Here is a 17,105-nt window from a genome sequence, read left to right as displayed (position 1 = left end):
TCAGCAGGGAGGGGATGAGGCAGCCCCTCAGCCCTCGTTCTTCTCCCCGATCAACTCAAGCGTCCGCCCCAGGGCGGCCACCGTCTCCTCCTCCCCGGCAAGGTACTCCCGCAGCGCCCGGTAGAGCATCAGCATCGCCTCGTCGCCGTAGATCTCGACGGCGTCGGTCGGCGAGAGCGGGCAGGCATACGAATCGACAATCTGGCCGTCAGAGGAGTACATCACCTCGAAAAACTCACCCCGCTCTGAGAGGGTGCAGTACTGGTCGATCACCTTCTTCTGCGCATCGTCCGGGCGGTACGGCACCGGATCGGTCTTGCCCAGGATGATCATTTTTTCGCGGTAGTATTCGGCGTTGAAAATCTCGCCTTTCGTGTCCTGCTTCCCCTTTTTGAGCAGGTTCATCCCGATCTGCCCGATAAGGGGCGCCGCCATCGCTCCCATCTTCGCCAGAAGGTCGGCCCGCCTTCCGGCGACCTCGTCGGTCAGGCGCTTCTTCTCTGCGTCCATCTCCCCTATCCGCCTGACCAGCGCCTCATATCCAGTCTCAATCTCGTCCATATTCATGCTCCGTACTTCAACGGTTGGCCGTGCCGGTATTTGATGATGTAGCCCGGCCGGTCAGGTACACCGTCCTGTTCCCGGTGATCCTGACATTCAGCCGCTCGCCCGGCAGAAAATTCCCCGGGACCACGATCTCCCGGTACGCCCGGTCCCGCGCCACCACCGATCCCTCCTTCTTCCTGCCGGTGACCACCGCCTCGACCCTCTCCCCCACCAGGGCGGCGTTCTGCTCCCGGTAGATCTCCTTTGCCGCTGCGTCCAGGATCCTGGACCGGTCCTTTGCGATCCGTTCGGGCATCGTCTTCAGGGCGGCGGCCGGCGTCCCGGGGCGGGGCGAATACCTGGTGACGTTCACCTTCTCCGGCCTGATCGCCCTGAGCAGGGCCATGCTCTCGGCGAAGTCCTCCTCGGTCTCGGTCGGATACCCGACGATAAAATCGGTGCAGATCCGCACCTCAGGGCATGCCTTCCTGAAGGCGGCGACCATCGCCTCGAACTCCCCGGCCGTATAGCCACGATTCATCTCCGCGAGCACGGCTTCCGAGCCCGACTGGACCGGGAGATGAAGAAACGAGAAGACCTTTGCCTCCCCGAGGAGGTGGGCGAGAGGAACGGCGATTCCCTGCGCCGTCGCCGGGTTCATCATCCCCAGGCGGAGCAGGAAATCGCCAGGCAGACCGGAGACGGCATCGATCAGGGCAGGCAGCCGTTCGCCCAGGTCCATCCCCCAGGCGCTCACGTCCTGCCCGGTGACCTGCACCTCATAGGCTCCCATCCCGACCAGGGCCTCCACCTCGCGGCAGATCTCCTCCTTCGGCCTGCTCCGTAACGGCCCCCGCGCCGCCCGGGTAATGCAGTACGCGCACCGTCCGGCGCACCCGGCGGCGACCTGGACGATCCCCGCGCCCCCGACCACCCCGGTGCACGCCCCGCAAAACCGCTCCGAGATCTCCTCGGGGAGGAGGAGCCGCGCAGACGGCGCCGCCGCCAGGATCTCCACCGCCTGCACGACCGGCATGCACCCGGTGACATAGAGGTCGCGGTCGGCAAACGCACGGATCCGCCTGAGCATATGCCGCTCGGTCTTCCCGATCACCGTGCAGGTGTTGATCACCACCGCATCGGCCTCGTCCGGACCGGCGACGATCCTGCACCCCTGCCCCTCCAGGATCAGGGCCAGCTTGCGCGTGTCCGCGTGGTTGTAGGTGCAGCCGTAGGTCTCGATGTACACCCGTCTCTCCCTGAGCCCTTCCATTACCCACACACTATGTCAGTCCCACCATATCAGTCTGCAGAAGGGGGAAGCGTGCGGTTCGTGGATGGAGCCGGCGCGAATCGGAATTCCAGAATGTTTCAGCAAAACCCTTAACACCCAATCCGCATATGATATATGAATGCTCACGATAGGTCTGCTGGGGTGCGGCAATATCGGGAATATCATCGCCAAAAATCATGTCGGCGTTGAAATTGTCGCCCTTTTCGACCAGATGCCCGAGCGTGCGGAGGAGATGGGGCGCCTCTGCCACGCAAAAGCATTCGGCGATATCGAGGAGTTTCTCAGCGAGGATTTTGATCTCGTTGTAGAAGCGGCATCGGTTTCAGCCGCCCAGGAATATGCCCTCTCCGTGCTGGAGCACGGCAAGGATCTCGTCGTCATGAGCGTGGGAGCGTTCGCCGACGAATATTTCAGAGAAGAGGTCACGAGACGCGCAGCGGCGCTCGGGCGCAGGATCCACATCCCGAGCGGCGCGATCTTCGGGCTGGACAACCTCAAGATCGGGCAGATCTCCGGGATCACAAAGCTCCTCCTCAGGACCACCAAAAACCCCCGTTCCCTCAATATGGAATGCACCGAGCGCATGCTCCTCTTTTCCGGGCAGGCGAACGAGTGCATCAAGCACTACCCGAAGAACACCAATGTCTCGGTCGCTCTGGAGCTGGCAGCCGGGCGCGCCGTCGAGGTCGAACTCTGGGCCGACCCCGATGTCGATAGGAACGTCCACGAGATCTTCATCGAGGGCGACTTCGGCGAGGCGACGATCACCGTGCGGAACCGGCCGAGTCCTGACAACCCCTCGACCAGTTACCTTGCGGCCCTCTCCATCATCACCCTCCTCAAAAACCTCAGCGAACCGATGAGGATCGGGACATGATCGCCGACGAGATCAGGAGGCTCGCCGCAGAGCAGGGGGCGGTGATCCTCGCCCACAACTACGAGAGGCCGGAGGTGCAGGACGTCGCCGACTTCCTGGGCGACAGCCTGGAACTCGCGATCAGGGCGAAGGAGACGACCGCAGACGTGATCATCTTCTGCGGGGTGGACTTCATGGCCGAGACGGCGAAGATCCTCAACCCGGGCCGAAAGGTGATCCTGCCGGTGCAGGATGCAACCTGCCCCCTGGCAGAGGCCCTGACGCCGGAGATGGTGCGGGAGGCGCGGGCCTGCCACCCCGGGGCGGCGGTCGTCCTGTACGTGAACTCGACCGCGGAGTGCAAGGCCGAGGCCGACATCACCTGCACCTCGGCAAACGCCGTAGCGGTGGTCAGGTCCCTCGCCGAGGATGTGGTCCTCTTCGGGCCCGACGCCAACCTCGCCCATTTCGTCCAGCAGCACCTCCCGGAAAAGCAGATCATCCCCCTTCCCCCTGAAGGGCACTGCCCGCTCCATGTTCGGTTCAGCCTCTCTGACGTCGAGGCAGGACACGCCCGGGGCGACACCGTCGTCTGCCACCCTGAGTGCAACCCTGACGTCCAGGCGGCCTCAGACCTCGTCGCCTCGACCGGCGGGATGGTCAGGGAGGCCCCGCACCACGCCGCCTGGACCGTGCTCACCGAGGAGGCGATGACCTACCGCCTCAGTTGCCTCTACCCTGAGGCGGCCTTCCACCCGGTCGAGGGTGCGGAGTGCGAGGACATGAAGAAGATACGGCTTGAAGACGTCCTCCACGCCCTCAGGACCGGCGAGTACGAGGTGCAGGTGGAGACGGCAATCGCCGCCCGGGCGCGGCACGCCATCGAGCGGATGATCGCCCTGCCGAGATGATCCCATGATCGATCGCGACCAGTTGATCGGGTTTCTCCACGAAGACGCTCCATACGGGGACATCACCTCAGAAGCCCTCGTCCCCGCAGACCTCCAGACGCGGGCGGCGATCCGGGCGAAAGAGCCCTGCGTGATCGCCGGGCTCGAAGAAGCGGCGTTCCTGTTCACCCACCTCGGCGTCGCCGCCGTCGCCGCCGTCGAGGACGGGGCGGCAATCCCGGCGGGCACCGTCGTGATGACCGTCGAAGGCCCGGCGCGCGCCGTCCTCAGGGCCGAACGCCCGGCACTCAACCTCATCGGCAGGATGAGCGGGATCGCCACCGCCACGCGCGCGGCGGCAGAGTCGGCCCGCGCCGCAAACCCGGCCGCACGGGTCGCCCCGACACGAAAAACCGCCCCCGGCCTCAGGGCCCTCGACAAGAAGGCGGCGATGATCGGCGGCGGCGAACCCCACCGCTTCTCCCTCTCCGACATGTTCCTCATCAAGGACAACCACCTCGCCCTCGTCGGCATCGAGGAGGCGGTGCGGCGGGCAAAGGCATATTCCCGCTACCACAAAATCGAGGTCGAGGCCGAATCCGCCGATGACGCCGTCCTGGCGGCCAGGACCGGGGCCGATCTCGTCCTCCTCGACAACATGACGCCGGCCGGCGTGGCCAGAGCCGTAGACGCCCTCAGGGCCGCCGGGCTGAGGGACCGGATCATGATCGAGGTCTCAGGCCGGGTCACCGCGGAGACCGTCGCCGCCTATGCAGGGGCCGGCGCCGATATCATCAGCATGGGCGCACTGACCCATACCGTCAGAAACATCGACATCGGTCTGGACATCACCTGATCGGTGCTCCTGAATTCTGATCAGGCCCTCCCTTTTCGCATTTCCCGGGCCTCGGGAAGGTTCTTATGATCTCACACCGTACTTCTTAGGTCATCTCAGGACCGTAGTCATGCCAGCCGATATTCAGGAGTGCCCCATATCCGACGGGGAAGAGGAAATAGAGGGCCTTGATCGGGAGCTTGCGGACCTTGTGCTGTCCCTTGGCGATTCCAGCCTTGTGGCGCGATGGGAAGCGATCGCTTCCCTGATCCGGGCCGGCGCCCCTGCCGTACCCCGCCTGATCGGCGCACTGAAGGACGCAAACAAATATGTGCGCTGGGGCGCCGCAGAGGCCCTCGGCAGAATAGACGATCCGCGCGCCGTCGAGCCCCTGATTGCGGCGCTGCGTGACCACGACAAAGATGTCCGCTGGAAAGCGGCGATCAGTCTCGGTTCGATGCGGGCAAACGAGGCGGTCTGCCCCCTGATCCGGACGTTGAAAGACGATGACACCGATGTGCGCTGGGGTGCGGCGACGGCCCTCGGGGAGATCGGCGACCCACGCGCCGTCGAGTACCTCCTTGCAGCCCTGGACGAGAAGGGGAGCCATGAAAACCGGGACGGCGTGATCATCGCCCTCGGTGAGATCGGGGACTCCCGCGCTGTGGACGCCCTCGTCGCCGCCCTCGATGACCGCAACTACGAGATCAGGTTCGAAGCGGTCAAGGCCCTCGGAAAGATCGGCGATCCGGCGGCGATGAACCCGCTCCTGAATCGACTCAGGGACGAGAACTGGGAGGTCAGACTGGTGACGGCAGAAGCGCTCGCCCACCTTAAGGAAGGCGGGGTGACCGGTTCGCTCTTCGCCCTCCTCACCGACACCTCCTCAGACGTGCGCCGGACAGTCGCCGGGATCCTCGGGGAGACCGGCGATCAGCAGGCGGTGGAGCCGCTCATCGCCGTTCTGCGGCACGACGAGGAATGCCGCTACGAGGCTGCCGAAGCCCTCGGCAGAATAGGAGACCCCCGCGCCATTACCCCTCTGCAGCAGGTCTACGAGTTCTGCGACCCCTGCGTCAGGGTCGCCATTCTCAACGCCCTCTCCGCCATCGCGATGAAAAACAGGGGATCGCCGGGATCCTTTCAGATCAGCGGACAATAAACAGGGGCGTCGTGATCTCGCCGGCGATCTCGCCGAGACAACTACCGGGGTGTGACGTCCCGCTCTGGCCGAAAGCGCCCATCACCACAAGGGAGTAGTCATTCTCCCTGATCTCGGCCACAATCTCCTCCCGTCTCGCCCCCTCGCGGATCTTTATCGTACAGACGCAGCCTTCCTGACTGTAGTACTCCCTGATATTTTCAAGTTCGGCCTCGATGGAGCGGTGCATGTCCTGCCAGATGTTCTGCTCGTAGGTCCCGATGATCTCGCACTTATCGCTCTGGGTGCAATAGTTGAATGCCATCGTCCTCGCCTCGCGTTTGTCGAGGACGGAGAGGAGCACGACCTCCGCACCTTTCTTCTTTCCAATGGAGATCGCATGCAACGCCCCCATATGGCTCCACTTTGATCCGTCGATTAAAACCAGTATCTTCATCGTGATCACCAGATATACCGCAGCCACAGGATGCCAACGCCGATCGCCACGCTGATGACGAGAACGGCCATTCCCATCTTTAGGAAATCGACAAACCTGATATTTATGCCTTCCCGCTCGGCGATCCCGATGACGACGACATTCGCCGACGCCCCGATAGCGGTGCCGTTCCCGCCGAGGCACGCACCCAGGGAGAGCGCCCACCAGAGCGGCCCGACATCCATCGAGGCGCCCATATCGTTGATGAGCGGGATGAGGGTGGCGGTCAGGGGGATGTTGTCCACGATCGCCGAGGCGAAGGCGGCGAACCAGGCGATCAGGATCATCGCCTCCCCGGTGGTGTGGACGTGGGCGACGACGAAGGCGGCGACCTGGGCGATCAGCCCGGTCTCGACCAGGGCCCCGACGATGATGAAGAGCCCGCCGAAGAAGAAGAGGGCGGGCCACTCGATTTTCTCAAGGATCTCGTCAGGCTGCACACGGGTCCATAAGAGGATGATCGCCGCCCCGGTGAGGGCGACGACCGCTGGTTCGAGGCCCAGGCTGGAGTGGATGAAGAAGAGGAAGACGACCAGGAGTATGGTGACGATCGACTTGATGAAGAGAGACCTGTCCGTGATCGCCGCCCGCTCGTCAAGGGCTTCGATCGTCCGCACGATCCGCTCCTGTTCAGCGCCTTCGACCTGCATCTTCTTCCTGAAGACGATCACCAGGACCAGCAGGACCACCACGAAGTCAACGAGCACTACCGGCCCCATATTGACAATGAAATCGTTGAACGAGAGTTTTGCAGCAGAGCCGATCATGATATTGGGGGGGTCGCCGATGAGGGTTGCCACACCGCCGATGTTCGAGGCGAAGATCTCGGAGAGGAGGTACGGCACCGGGTCGAGTTCCATCACCCGTGCAATGTAGAGGAGCATCGGGGTGAGGAGGAGGACAGTCGTCACGTTGTCGAGAAACGCCGAGACGGCAGCGGTGACGATCGAGAAGAGGATCAGCACCTTAATGGGGCTCCCGTGGGCCAGTTTCGCCGTCCTGATTGCAATATACTCGAAGAGCCCGCTCGTGCGCGCCGTGTTGACGATGATCATCATCCCCATTAAGAGGAAGATCGTCCCGAGGTCCAGGTATTCGGGGATCTTCTCCCAGGGGACGATCTGCGCAAAAACGATCACCGCCGCACCGGCCATCGCCGCAACGGCACGGTGGATACGCTCGTCGATGATCAGAGCGTAGGTGAAGAGAAAGACCGCAACGGCGATCACCTCGGCGTACATTTCCCGTCCCCTGAAAAATCGTTGTCCTGTATGCGCGGCACCACTGCTATACGCCTTCTGTTAAGAGAATTACAGGAGGAAGTGTTGCCTTCCAACCCATTTCAGGCTTATGCAACCGGGCAGGGGTGCGGGGCCCCCCTCACCACCCGAAGAAGAGGAGGAGCATGCCGACACCGACGCCCACGGTCACGAAGAGGATGAGCATGCCCATCTTCAGGAACTCCATGAAGCTGATGGAGATGCCCTCGCGCTCGGCGATCCCGATGACGACGACATTTGCAGAAGCGGCAATGGCGGTGCCGTTCCCGCCGAGGCATGCACCCAGGGAGAGCGCCCACCAGAGCGGCTTGATGTCCATTGCCATCCCCATATCCTGGATGAGCGGGATGAGGGTGGCGGTCAGGGGGATGTTGTCCACGATCGCCGAGGCGATGGCGGCGAACCAGGCGATCAGGACCATCGCCTCGCCGGTGGTGTGGACGTAGCTGATCACGAACCCGGCGATCTGCGCGATCAGCCCGGTCTCGACCAGGGCGCCGACGATGATGAAGAGCCCGCCGAAGAAGAAGAGGGCGGGCCACTCGATTTTCTCCAGGATCTCGTCGGGCTGCACCCGGCTCCAGAGGAGGATGATCGCCGCACCGGTGAGGGCGATGATCGCCGGTTCAAGGCCGAGACTCGAGTGGATGAAGAAGAGGAATACCACGAGCAGGATCGTTGCGATGGACTTGTTGAAGAGAGAGCGGTCGAGAATCGCCGCCCGCTCGTCAAGGGCGCCGATCGTCTGCACGATCTTCTGCTGCTCCTCAGGGCGCACGCGCAGCCCTTTCCCGTAGATGAGATAGAGCATGACGAGCATGATCACCATGTCAACGAGCACGATCGGCCCCATGGTCATCAGGAAATCGTTGAAGGTGAGGCCAGACGCCGAGGCGATCATGATGTTGGGCGGGTCGCCGATGAGAGTCGCCGCACCGCCGACGTTCGAGGCGAAGATCTCGGAGAGGAGGAAGGGCACCGGGTTGAGCTTCATCAGCTTCGCGATGTAGAGGAGCATCGGGGTGAGGAGGAGGACGGTCGTCACGTTGTCGAGGAACGCCGAGACGACGGCGGTGACGATCGAGAAGAGGATCAACACCTTAATGGGGCTCCCATTGGCCAACTTCGCCGTCCTGATTGCGATGTACTCGAACAGCCCGCTCTTGCGCGCCGTGTTGACGATGATCATCATCCCCATTAAGAGGAAGATCGTCCCGAGGTCCAGGTATTCGGGGATCTTCTCCCAGGGAACGATCTGGGTAAAAACGATCACTGCCGCGCCGGCCATCGCCGCAACGGCACGGTGGATCCTCTCGTCGATGATCAGGGCATAGGTGATGAGAAATACGGCGATTGCCAGGAGTTCCGTGTAGAGCATTGCTTTCCTCAGTAGATGATGATGGGTTTTTCCACCGTCTGCGCCAGCCTCAGGGTGACCGGGCTGACCGCTGCGACCTCGGTCAGGGACGCAGCATATTTCTTCGATACGGCGATCAGGTCATAGCTCTCTGCGACCTCGACAATATTCTCTAACTTCTTGCCGGAAAACATCCGGCTCTTCACCGGGAGACCGACCGCTTCGAGTTCTGCGGTCGTCTTCGGTAGTGTTTCAGATCTTCTGTAATTCGTCTGAGCCCTGTCTCCTTGTTTGATCATTCCCCCTCCATCGTCAAATATCTTCTGCCGGTCACCCACTCCTCATTGATGTCCATCAGGATGGATCCTGCCAGCCTGAGGAGTGACTCTTCATTGGGAAAGGCCCCTACAACTTTGGTTCTCCGTTTCAGTTCCTTGTTGACTCTTTCCATCATGTTCGTCGTTCGGATCCGCTTTGCGTGCTCTTTCGGGAACGCCGTGTAACTCATAAGTCCCGGGATGAATCTCTCGATCGTATTGGCCGCTTTCCGATATCCTCGTTCGTTCAGATCGTCTGCAAGCTCCTGCAGTCTCTCCTCGTCCCCATATGCCTCCTTCAAGGACTCAGCAACTTCTTTCTGATGTTTCCGTGGAATATTCTTTAAAACCGCCCGGGTGCAATGGACCGAGCACATCTGCCACGATGCGCCGAGGAAGGTGGCTTCCGCCGCCTTCTGGATCCCGGCATGACCATCTGAGACAACCATCTTGACACCCACCAATCCTCGTTCTTTGAGGTCTTCGAACAATCCCGACCAGAACATCTCATTCTCGCAATCAGTGATTCTGGCTCCCAGGATTTCGCGGTAGCCATCCATTCGAACACCGGCGATCACCAGAAGAGCTTTGGTGATGTACCGTGGTCCCTCTCTGACTTTGTAGTACGAAGCATCCACAAAGAGATAGGGAATCTCCTGTTCAATAGGCCTCTGAAGGAATGCATGGACCTGTTCATCGAGGTCCTTTGCTATCCTGGATACTGAAGCAGGAGAGAGTTGTTCGATGCCAAAATGAGCAACAATCTCCTGGATCCGGCGGGTTGAGACTCCCTGAAGGTAGGATTCAAAGATAGCATTCTCAAGAGCCTTCTCAACCCGGGAATAGCGTCCAAATACCTGTGTTTCGAAGGGAAATTCTCGGAACTGCGGTTTCTGGAGGATCGTTTCTCCATATCGGGTTTTCAGAGATCGCTTCTTGTAGCCGTTTCGGTGAGCCTTCCGCGCATCGGTTCGTTCATACTGCTCGGCTCCCGCCTGGTGGAGGGCTTCGAGCAGCATCACCTGGTTGAGGAACCAGGTGATGAGGGTCTTCATGCCATTCTCATTATCGGAAAGATAATCTTCGATTAACGCTAAGGGATCCATGGCCCTGTTTCTCCTTTCTGCAAATCTAGGTTGGATTCAGGGCCAAATTATTTTTACAGAAGATTCGTTACACTGTCCGTCTTCCGCAGGATCTCCTCGCCATACGCCTCGCGTTTGCGTTTGAACTCGGCCACCGTGTCGGCGTTGAGGCTGTCCTCGACGATCCTGATCACCTCGAGGTCGATGATATAGACGAGCGAGACCGTGGCCCCCTCATAGCTGGAGAGGGTATCATACAGCACGGGCGGGATCTCTTTCACAAAATAGTCCAGCGGCATCAGGATGGACCGCACCTCAGGAACCTTCCGCTCCTCCTCGGTGAGAAGGAACTCACGATACTCCTTCATGACGGTGTCGTACCTGGTGCCAGCCACGTCCTTGAACTTTCTCTGTATCAATGAAGTGAAATAGCCCATCGTAATCCAGAGAAGTATAGGCCGGAATTTAGTAACTCTTTTCGCGGAACCGCTCACCTGAAAACGGCAGCAAGGGCCGCCCTGCAGGAGGGGCAGAGCGTCAGTTTCTTCCGGTCGAGCTCGGCGAGCGTGGCGGGCTTGAACATGACGCATTCGGGATTGGTGCAGTGTTCAAGGCCGAGGAGGTGTCCGATCTCGTGGGCCCCCTCTTTTCCGGCGCGGTCGGCAAGGTCGTCGAAATCGTCTTTCCTGCGGTAAAAAGCGTTGTCGAGGCGGGCGATAGAAATGACCGCGCAGCCGGTCTGGGGACGGGCGAGGCCGAAGACAAAGTCGCAGCCGCCGGCATAGAGGTCGTGGGTAACGACGAGGAGGGCCGGCCCCTGGCATCCCATCCTGCCCTTCATGAACAGGACGCGTTCGAGGATGGCCGCGGCGTCGTACTGGTTGCGCTCCGGGTGAAAGCCATTGATGAGCACGTCGGCATCAACAAGCGTCACCGGGAGGCGGAGGACCGTCTCGATCCGTCGCCCTACCGGGAGACGCAGACCGGCCGGGACCTGATGATCCCAAATAATCGTAACGCCCATTGTATCTAGATTTTCGTGGTGTTCGCGTATAAACGTATTGAGGCCCGGATCGGCGAATATATCGCTGCACATTACCATAACGTCGTTGAAGTCGGGATCGGCAGGAACGCCGATGCCGCCGCCCTGTGCGCCCGGGCCGGACTGCGGGTGCGGGCGACCGATATCCGGGAACCGCCTGAGGTTCCCGGCGTCGAGTCACGCGTGGACGACGTCTATGCCCCTGACCTCCCCTGGTATGCGGGCGCCGATCTCGTCTATGCGGTGAGGCCGGGGGTGGAGATGGTGCCGCCGCTGATCGATCTGGCGCGTGCGATCGGCTGCGATCTCATCGTCTACCATCTCGGCAACGAGATCTACGAGCACGGCGGGGAGATCATCGACTGCGGACCGGTTCTCCACCGCTACTATCGACCCTAGAACGAGTCGAAAAGGGTCGCCTGGCTCCGGGGGGTCTGCCGCTCCTCGCGCACGGGCGGTTCCTCTGCACGAGGGACTTCCTCGATCTCCACCGGTTTCTCCTCCTTCTTTTTCGGCGCCTTCTGGAGGTCTTTTAAGGCCTTCATCACAGTTTTGACCCGCTCTTTATCGTGGAGGAAAAAGTTCAGCTCGTCGGCGTCGAGCCCGATCTCCCTGACGCATTCGAGGGGGCGCTCCTCGACGAGAAGGGTGATGAGGGTGAGGTACTCCTCCCTGATCGTGTGCTGCGGGAGGTCCAGTTTTCTGGAGAGTTTCTGCATCACCGAGGTGCGCACCGCCTTCTGTTTGCGGGCGCCGCCCATCCGCTTCCAGCGGGCCGGGGGCATGATCCGCTCATGGATCCCCGACCCGCCGGCGGCCTCCTTGACCCCGATGGTCATCATGGCGCCGGCGTATTTCCAGAGGGCATAGTACTGCCGCCGGTAGGTGAGCCCGACCCACTCGTCGGCCCGCGATACGGCGGCGTAGGCGCGGGCGGTCCGTTCAGGATCCCTGAGCACGTGAAGGTTCCCCTCGATCCACTGGACGATCGTGTCCGGGGTGTCCTCCACCGCTCTGGAGAGACGGATGAGGTCGGCATCGGGTTTTCCCGAGAAGATCGCCGCGATGAGATCGAAGATCGTCGCCCGAAGATCTTTCTGATTGGTGTGAACGTCCGCCTCCCCAACGTCTTCTCTGCCGATGGCGGCGGCATAAAGCATATTGACCGCCGAGCGCATGTCCCCGCCGGCGCTCTCGGCGATGGAGGTGAGGGCCTCGGGGCTGCAGGCGAGGCCTTCGTCCCTGCAGATCTCACGCAGGCGCGGCACCATGGAGCGGGCCTGGATCGCCCTGAAGAGCACCGGTTCGCCGAGGGCCTTGATCTCCTTCGCGAGGCCGTAGATGTCGTTTGCGATGAGCACGATGGGTTGCCGGGCGTTTTTGATGATCTCCATGATCGCCCGTGCGCCCCCGCGGTCGGCGGTGCCGTGGAGGTTATCGGCCTCGTCCAGGATGATCAGTTTGCGTTCGGCCCCGCTGAGGCTGGTGGTGGTGCTGGAGGTGCCGGCGACCCGTTCGATGATCGCCTTGGTGCGCTGGTCGCTGGCGTTCAGCTCGACGATCTCCCATGCCATGTCGCGGGCAAGGGCGTGGGCGGCCGAGGTCTTCCCGACGCCGGGTTTGCCGTAGAAGATGAGGGGCGGACTGCCCCGCCGCCAGGACCGCGCCCATTCGTAGATCTGCCGGACGGCCGGGCCGTTGCCGACGATCTCCTGCAGGCTCTGCGGGCGGTACTTCTCGGTCCAGTCCTGCATCTTTTGTGATAAATATTCCGACGCCACGGTCCGCTCTCCCTCCTGATGATCAATAGGACAGGATGCTATTTGATGGTTGGGAACGGCGTCCGGGACCGACCCAGAACGCCCGGCATACCGGGCAATAGAGGCGTTCGAGGCCCGGGAGAGCGTTGAACGCACGGGGTTTTAGAGGGAGGGCGCACCCCGAGAGACCCCGGGAGAACGAGCTGCTTCCGGGCCTGAACGGCGCCTGTGCCATACCACCGATCACCGATTCTTTCACCAATCAATCACATACCTTATCATTTATGAGAAAAAACACCATACAAGCTGATAGAATGTTGGTGTTACCGTGGTAGACAACTGTTCCCCGGACTCGGTCGCGCGATCGGTCAGGGAGTACGAGGGGGTGACGAGAAAACGCGGGATCGGCGAACTGATCGAGTGCCTCAGGATCAACGACCAGCCCAATGTCGTCGCCTCTTTCGGCGAGGATGCCGCGGTGATCCGGCAGGACGATAACGCCCTCCTCCTTGCTGCAGATGGCATCTGGAGCAAACTGATGGAGGCCGATCCGTTCTGGGCCGGCTACTGCGCCGTGCTCGTGAACGTCCACGACATCGCGGCGATGGGCGGCACGCCCCTGGCCATGGTCGACGTGCTCTCCTTCACCAGCAGCACCCTCAGAAACGAGGTCACGCGGGGGATGCAGGCAGCGTCTAAGCAGTTCTGCGTGCCGATCGTCGGCGGGCACCTCCACCCTGACACGCCCTACTCAGTCATCGATGTCGCAATCCTGGGGACGGTGAAGATGGACGACGTGATCTATTCGAGCACGGCAGAGGCAGGAGACCGTGTCGTCGCCGCCGTCGACCTCGACGGCCGGGTCCACCCCTCCTGCATCTTGAACTGGGACTCGGTGACCATGAAATCAGCCGAGACCGTCAGGAAACAGATCGGTGTCATGCAGGAACTCGCCCGGCGCCACCTGGTCACGGCGGGCAAGGATATCTCCAACCCGGGCGTGATCGGCACCCTGGGCATGCTCCTCGAGGTCTCGAAGAAGGGGGCCGCGATCGACCTGGACAAAATCCCGCGGCCCGATCTCGGGGCCCACTCGATCACCTTCGAGCACTGGGTGCGGATGTACCCGGGGATGGGCTTCATCCTCACCTGCCGCGACGAGAACACCGCCGAGGTCTGCCGCCTCTTCGAGGAGGCCGGCATGACGGCGCGGGCGATCGGCGAGGTGAACGACTCTTCCTCGCTCTCGGTCTCCTATCGCGGGGTCACCACCTCGGTCTTCGACCTCAGGCAGGAAGGGATCATGCGGATCATCGACGGTGCAAAGATCGTATGATCGTCGGGATCGGCGCCGGGGGCGAACCAGATAAGGTCGCCCGGACGGTGGAGCGGGCGGGGTCGCAGGTGCGGATCGTCTGCTACTGCCGCCCCGGGGCGATGGACGCATACCCCCTGGTCGAGAAGCGCGAGAGCGAATGCCCGTGGGAGGCGCTTATTGCCGATCTGATGGCCGGGAGGATCGATGCGGCAGTGCGGGGCACCCTCCCCGCGAACGAGACCCTCAGATGCCTGAAGAGGGCCTGTGGCGTCGATCATCTTGAGCGGATCGCCCTGCTGGAGACTGCCGACGGCGTGCGCTTCCTGCTTGCGCCGGTAGGCGTCGACGAGGGGTGGACCGTTCAGGAGAAACTTGCCCTGATCGAAAAAGGGCGGGCGATTGCCACCTCGTTCGGCCTCTCCGACCGGGTGGCCGTGCTCTCGGGCGGGCGGTTCGGCGACCTGGGGCGGCACCCGGCGGTGGACCGCTCCATGGCCGACGCCGAACTCGCCGCCCACCTCGGAAACGCCGAGCACCGGGAGATCCTCATCGAGGACGCCGTGAAAGAATGCGGCGTGGTGATCGCCCCGGATGGCATCTCAGGCAACCTGATCTTTCGGACGCTGACGTTCCTGGGTCGGGGGGCGGGGCATGGGGCGCCGGTGGTCAATATCAACAGGATCTTTGTGGATACGTCGCGCGCCTCGCCAGATTACACCGGTGCCGCTCTCCTCGCCGCATCGATGGCCAAAAAGAAAAACCCTTAAATTATTGTTTATTTTTTAAAATAGGCCCTTTAAAATTAATCTAATTTTTTATCGAAGATGCTTGGTGCAAACAGCATGTGCACGATGCATCCCTTCTGGATATGGCATCCAGAGCCGTTCTGACGAGGCAAATGAGAAAGATTTAAATAGTCTTCGAGAAAGTGTTATTTTAGAGGTAATTAGACATGGCAGACTTACCAATTGCAGCGGTTGTCAGAATCGCCAAGAAGAACGGTGCAGAGAGAGTCGGCAGCGATGCAGCAGCGGCACTTGTCGCAAAGGCCGAAGTGTACATTGCCAACCTGACCAAGGAAGCAAACCGCCTCGCCCAGCACGCTGGCCGCAAGACGATCAAGGAAGAGGATGTAGAACTCGCGGCAAAGTCCGCCTGAACTCACCTCTTTTCTCAGACGACATTCTCACAATCGTTGATGATCATTCTGTTTTGATGTGTTTGTGCCTGAGCTGAGCGCACGGAACTCTGTTCAGGCGAGCGGAGAGAGGACGGGACCCTACGGAACGGCATCCCCTTCAGGAGATCTGGAGAAAATCTCACCCTATGGCTCTTCGCTGTTTCATGTGGGTGATTCCGACATGATCCCCTCCCTGCAGTCAGTCCCCGGCATGCCGTGTTCAGGTTCTCTCTCCATCCGGGCGTACCGGTCCCCCGCCTTCCCCACGCTGCCCGCCGGGGGCTCTGCCCCCGGCGGGCAGCGTGAGGAGCGGGAAATCAGGTGTACCTCTGCCCGGGGACCGGCGGCGACGACCCGGGGAGGGCGATAGGACCGGGACGCACGGTGAACAGGATCAGAAAAGAAAAAAGGGATTATATTCAGAGCGTTCCTTTCGTGCTCGGCACCCCGGTCTTCCGGGGATCGACGGCGACCGCACGCCCCAGGGCGACCCCGAAGGCCTTAAAGACCGCCTCGGCCATGTGGTGATCGTTTCGGCCGTAGAAGCGGATGTGGGCCGTGATCCCGGCGCGGCTGCAGAGGCTCCCGAAGAAGTGCTCGAAGAGGCTGGTGTCGATCCCGCCGGTTGCGGGAGTGTTGAACGACCCGGAGAAGACCAGGTAACCGCGGCCGCCGACGTCGATCGCCACCTCGGCGAGCGCCTCGTCCATCGGTATGGCGGCGTTCGCGAACCGGGCGATCCCGCGCCCCTCGCCGACCGCCTCGCGGATAGCCGTGCCGAGCACGATCCCGACGTCCTCGACCAGGTGGTGGGCGTCGACCTGGAGGTCGCCCGCCGCCTCCACCCTGAGAGAGAAACCGCCGTGCTTTGCAAACGCATTGAGCATGTGGTCCAGGAAGGGAAGCCCGGTCGAGACCGCGATCTCCTCTTCCCCGTCCAGCCCGATCACGAGACTGATCGCCGTCTCCTTCGTCTTACGCTCCACGCTTCCCGTCCTCATCGCGCCGCCTCCAGTGCCTCTTCAATCGTGATCTTCCCGCTGTACAGCGCCGACCCCAGCACCGCCCCCGAAACCCCGAGGTCCCGCAGGGCCCGGACGTCGGCGGCGCTCGACACCCCGCCGGCCACTACGACCGGCAGGCGTGTCCGTTCGAGGAGCCGCGCCACCGGCCCGGCCTCGATCCCGCGGCAGAGCCCCTCCACCGTCACGTTGGTAAAGAGGAGCGAGCCCGCACCCAGGAGTTCGAAGCGCTCGGCCCAGGAGAGGTAGTCGCCCGCCTCCTCCTGCCAGCCCTCGATCACGACCCGCCCGTCCCTCGCATCCACGCCGGCCATAACATGCCCGGGGCCGAACTCGAGGGAGAGGTCGCGGACCACCTCGGGCTCGCGGATGGCGACCGTCCCCAGGATCACCCGGCCCACTCCGATCTCCAGCCAGGCGCGGGCGTCCTCCCGACTCCGGATCCCGCCGCCGAGCTCCACGAAGACGCCGGTCTCCCTGATCAACTCCCTGATCATCTCCGCGTTCGCCCCGGCGCTGCCGAACGCCCCGTCCAGGTTGATCACGTGGAGGGCATCGGCGCCGGCATCGAGCCATTTGCGGGCGTTTTCCAGGGGAGTGCCATAGGACGTCGCCGTCTCCCGCCGCCCCTGCACGAGCTGGACGCACCGGCCGCCGAGGATATCCACCGCAGGAAAGATCATCAT

At 62.0% G+C, this 17,105-nt stretch carries 20 protein-coding genes; 8 read left to right on the top strand and 12 right to left on the bottom strand.

Going from position 1 to position 17,105, the window contains the following annotated elements; genetic code table 11:
- Positions 1-27: 27 nt before the first annotated feature.
- Both HWN36_RS02860 and HWN36_RS02855 read right to left on the bottom strand, forming a co-directional pair.
- Entirely contained in the window at positions 28-561 is a 534-nt protein-coding gene (locus tag HWN36_RS02860) for a hypothetical protein (RefSeq protein WP_176787983.1), read from the bottom strand.
- 16 nt (positions 562-577) lie between these two features.
- Entirely contained in the window at positions 578-1,819 is a 1,242-nt protein-coding gene (locus HWN36_RS02855; RefSeq protein WP_176787982.1) for a MiaB/RimO family radical SAM methylthiotransferase, read from the bottom strand.
- 139 nt (positions 1,820-1,958) lie between these two features.
- On the opposite strand from HWN36_RS02855, the gene nadX reads away from it, so the two are divergent.
- The 4 genes from nadX (at position 1,959) to HWN36_RS02835 (ending at position 5,583) form a co-directional block, all read left to right on the top strand.
- Positions 1,959-2,717: an aspartate dehydrogenase gene (gene nadX, locus HWN36_RS02850; RefSeq protein WP_176787981.1), complete on the top strand. Its 759-nt coding sequence runs from the start codon at positions 1,959-1,961 to the stop codon at positions 2,715-2,717.
- Positions 2,714-3,607 carry a quinolinate synthase NadA gene (gene nadA / locus HWN36_RS02845; RefSeq protein WP_176787980.1) on the top strand — a complete coding sequence of 298 codons (894 nt, stop codon included), beginning with the start codon at positions 2,714-2,716 and terminating at the stop codon, positions 3,605-3,607. The genes nadX and nadA overlap by 4 nt, the downstream gene beginning before the upstream one ends.
- Positions 3,608-3,611: 4 nt before the next feature.
- Entirely contained in the window at positions 3,612-4,442 is an 831-nt protein-coding gene (gene nadC, locus HWN36_RS02840) for a carboxylating nicotinate-nucleotide diphosphorylase (protein ID WP_176787979.1), read from the top strand.
- Positions 4,443-4,551: 109 nt separating this feature from the next.
- Positions 4,552-5,583, top strand: a complete 1,032-nt coding sequence (locus HWN36_RS02835) for a HEAT repeat domain-containing protein (protein ID WP_176787978.1) — start codon at positions 4,552-4,554, stop codon at positions 5,581-5,583.
- Here the strand turns inward: HWN36_RS02835 and HWN36_RS02830 are convergent.
- From HWN36_RS02830 to HWN36_RS02800, 7 genes are all read right to left on the bottom strand, one after another.
- The gene (locus HWN36_RS02830) at positions 5,570-6,019 is read right to left on the bottom strand and encodes a universal stress protein (protein ID WP_176787977.1); all 450 of its coding nucleotides are present in this window, start codon (positions 6,017-6,019) and stop codon (positions 5,570-5,572) included. The two genes, HWN36_RS02835 and HWN36_RS02830, sit on opposite strands and share 14 nt — an antisense overlap.
- Positions 6,020-6,024: 5 nt before the next feature.
- A complete protein-coding gene (locus HWN36_RS02825) occupies positions 6,025-7,299 on the bottom strand; it encodes an ArsB/NhaD family transporter (protein ID WP_176787976.1) in 1,275 nt (424 codons plus the stop codon).
- 139 nt (positions 7,300-7,438) lie between these two features.
- The gene (locus HWN36_RS02820; protein WP_176787975.1) at positions 7,439-8,716 is read right to left on the bottom strand and encodes an ArsB/NhaD family transporter; all 1,278 of its coding nucleotides are present in this window, start codon (positions 8,714-8,716) and stop codon (positions 7,439-7,441) included.
- An 8-nt stretch (positions 8,717-8,724) separates the two neighbouring features.
- A complete protein-coding gene (locus HWN36_RS02815) occupies positions 8,725-8,994 on the bottom strand; it encodes a hypothetical protein (protein WP_176787974.1) in 270 nt (89 codons plus the stop codon).
- Complete coding sequence (locus tag HWN36_RS02810) at positions 8,991-10,118, bottom strand: IS256 family transposase (RefSeq protein ID WP_176787296.1); 1,128 nt, start codon at positions 10,116-10,118, stop codon at positions 8,991-8,993. The genes HWN36_RS02815 and HWN36_RS02810 overlap by 4 nt, the downstream gene beginning before the upstream one ends.
- Positions 10,119-10,171: 53 nt before the next feature.
- Positions 10,172-10,516: a hypothetical protein gene (locus tag HWN36_RS02805; RefSeq protein WP_176787973.1), complete on the bottom strand. Its 345-nt coding sequence runs from the start codon at positions 10,514-10,516 to the stop codon at positions 10,172-10,174.
- 71 nt (positions 10,517-10,587) lie between these two features.
- Positions 10,588-11,121 carry an archaemetzincin family Zn-dependent metalloprotease gene (locus HWN36_RS02800; RefSeq protein WP_176787972.1) on the bottom strand — a complete coding sequence of 178 codons (534 nt, stop codon included), beginning with the start codon at positions 11,119-11,121 and terminating at the stop codon, positions 10,588-10,590.
- A gap of 15 nt (positions 11,122-11,136) precedes the next feature.
- Here HWN36_RS02800 and HWN36_RS02795 point away from each other — a divergent pair, with 15 nt between their 5' ends.
- Positions 11,137-11,538: a UPF0146 family protein gene (locus tag HWN36_RS02795; RefSeq protein ID WP_394354398.1), complete on the top strand. Its 402-nt coding sequence runs from the start codon at positions 11,137-11,139 to the stop codon at positions 11,536-11,538.
- On the opposite strand, the gene HWN36_RS02790 is transcribed toward HWN36_RS02795, so the two are convergent.
- Positions 11,535-12,893, bottom strand: a complete 1,359-nt coding sequence (locus HWN36_RS02790; protein WP_176789558.1) for a replication factor C large subunit — start codon at positions 12,891-12,893, stop codon at positions 11,535-11,537. The genes HWN36_RS02795 and HWN36_RS02790 overlap by 4 nt on opposite strands.
- A gap of 334 nt (positions 12,894-13,227) precedes the next feature.
- On the opposite strand from HWN36_RS02790, the gene HWN36_RS02785 reads away from it, so the two are divergent.
- The 3 genes from HWN36_RS02785 (at position 13,228) to HWN36_RS02775 (ending at position 15,376) form a co-directional block, all read left to right on the top strand.
- Entirely contained in the window at positions 13,228-14,235 is a 1,008-nt protein-coding gene (locus tag HWN36_RS02785) for a methanogenesis marker 2 protein (RefSeq protein WP_176787971.1), read from the top strand.
- A complete protein-coding gene (mtxX, locus tag HWN36_RS02780) occupies positions 14,232-14,984 on the top strand; it encodes a methanogenesis marker protein Mmp4/MtxX (RefSeq protein WP_176787970.1) in 753 nt (250 codons plus the stop codon). The genes HWN36_RS02785 and mtxX overlap by 4 nt, the downstream gene beginning before the upstream one ends.
- Positions 14,985-15,169: 185 nt before the next feature.
- Positions 15,170-15,376: a histone family protein gene (locus tag HWN36_RS02775; RefSeq protein WP_004038710.1), complete on the top strand. Its 207-nt coding sequence runs from the start codon at positions 15,170-15,172 to the stop codon at positions 15,374-15,376.
- Positions 15,377-15,816: 440 nt separating this feature from the next.
- On the opposite strand, the gene hisB is transcribed toward HWN36_RS02775, so the two are convergent.
- Positions 15,817-16,398: an imidazoleglycerol-phosphate dehydratase HisB gene (gene hisB, locus HWN36_RS02770; protein ID WP_176787969.1), complete on the bottom strand. Its 582-nt coding sequence runs from the start codon at positions 16,396-16,398 to the stop codon at positions 15,817-15,819.
- Positions 16,395-17,105, bottom strand: coding sequence for a 1-(5-phosphoribosyl)-5-[(5-phosphoribosylamino)methylideneamino]imidazole-4-carboxamide isomerase (gene hisA, locus HWN36_RS02765; RefSeq protein ID WP_176789557.1), 711 nt, complete (start codon positions 17,103-17,105; stop codon positions 16,395-16,397). The genes hisB and hisA overlap by 4 nt, the downstream gene beginning before the upstream one ends.

The sequence above is a fragment of the Methanofollis tationis genome, from assembly GCF_013377755.1.
GTDB lineage: Archaea > Halobacteriota > Methanomicrobia > Methanomicrobiales > Methanofollaceae > Methanofollis > Methanofollis tationis.
Note: the sequence above shows the minus strand (reverse complement) of the source record. Positions and strands in the feature narration are given on the sequence as shown.

Bases quoted from the DNA above. Each gene is read 5' to 3' on its own strand.
- HWN36_RS02860 (WP_176787983.1), bottom strand. From the start codon at position 561: ATGGACGAGATTGAGACTGGATATGAGGCGCTGGTCAGGCGGATAGGG.
- HWN36_RS02855 (WP_176787982.1), bottom strand. From the start codon at position 1,819: ATGGAAGGGCTCAGGGAGAGACGGGTGTACATCGAGACCTACGGCTGC.
- nadX (WP_176787981.1), top strand. From the start codon at position 1,959: ATGCTCACGATAGGTCTGCTGGGGTGCGGCAATATCGGGAATATCATC.
- nadA (WP_176787980.1), top strand. From the start codon at position 2,714: ATGATCGCCGACGAGATCAGGAGGCTCGCCGCAGAGCAGGGGGCGGTG.
- nadC (WP_176787979.1), top strand. From the start codon at position 3,612: ATGATCGATCGCGACCAGTTGATCGGGTTTCTCCACGAAGACGCTCCA.
- HWN36_RS02835 (WP_176787978.1), top strand. From the start codon at position 4,552: ATGCCAGCCGATATTCAGGAGTGCCCCATATCCGACGGGGAAGAGGAA.
- HWN36_RS02830 (WP_176787977.1), bottom strand. From the start codon at position 6,019: ATGAAGATACTGGTTTTAATCGACGGATCAAAGTGGAGCCATATGGGG.
- HWN36_RS02825 (WP_176787976.1), bottom strand. From the start codon at position 7,299: ATGTACGCCGAGGTGATCGCCGTTGCGGTCTTTCTCTTCACCTACGCT.
- HWN36_RS02820 (WP_176787975.1), bottom strand. From the start codon at position 8,716: ATGCTCTACACGGAACTCCTGGCAATCGCCGTATTTCTCATCACCTAT.
- HWN36_RS02815 (WP_176787974.1), bottom strand. From the start codon at position 8,994: ATGATCAAACAAGGAGACAGGGCTCAGACGAATTACAGAAGATCTGAA.
- HWN36_RS02810 (WP_176787296.1), bottom strand. From the start codon at position 10,118: ATGGATCCCTTAGCGTTAATCGAAGATTATCTTTCCGATAATGAGAAT.
- HWN36_RS02800 (WP_176787972.1), bottom strand. From the start codon at position 11,121: ATGGGCGTTACGATTATTTGGGATCATCAGGTCCCGGCCGGTCTGCGT.
- HWN36_RS02790 (WP_176789558.1), bottom strand. From the start codon at position 12,893: ATGCAGGACTGGACCGAGAAGTACCGCCCGCAGAGCCTGCAGGAGATC.
- mtxX (WP_176787970.1), top strand. From the start codon at position 14,232: ATGATCGTCGGGATCGGCGCCGGGGGCGAACCAGATAAGGTCGCCCGG.
- HWN36_RS02775 (WP_004038710.1), top strand. From the start codon at position 15,170: ATGGCAGACTTACCAATTGCAGCGGTTGTCAGAATCGCCAAGAAGAAC.
- hisB (WP_176787969.1), bottom strand. From the start codon at position 16,398: ATGAGGACGGGAAGCGTGGAGCGTAAGACGAAGGAGACGGCGATCAGT.
- hisA (WP_176789557.1), bottom strand. From the start codon at position 17,105: ATGATGATCTTTCCTGCGGTGGATATCCTCGGCGGCCGGTGCGTCCAG.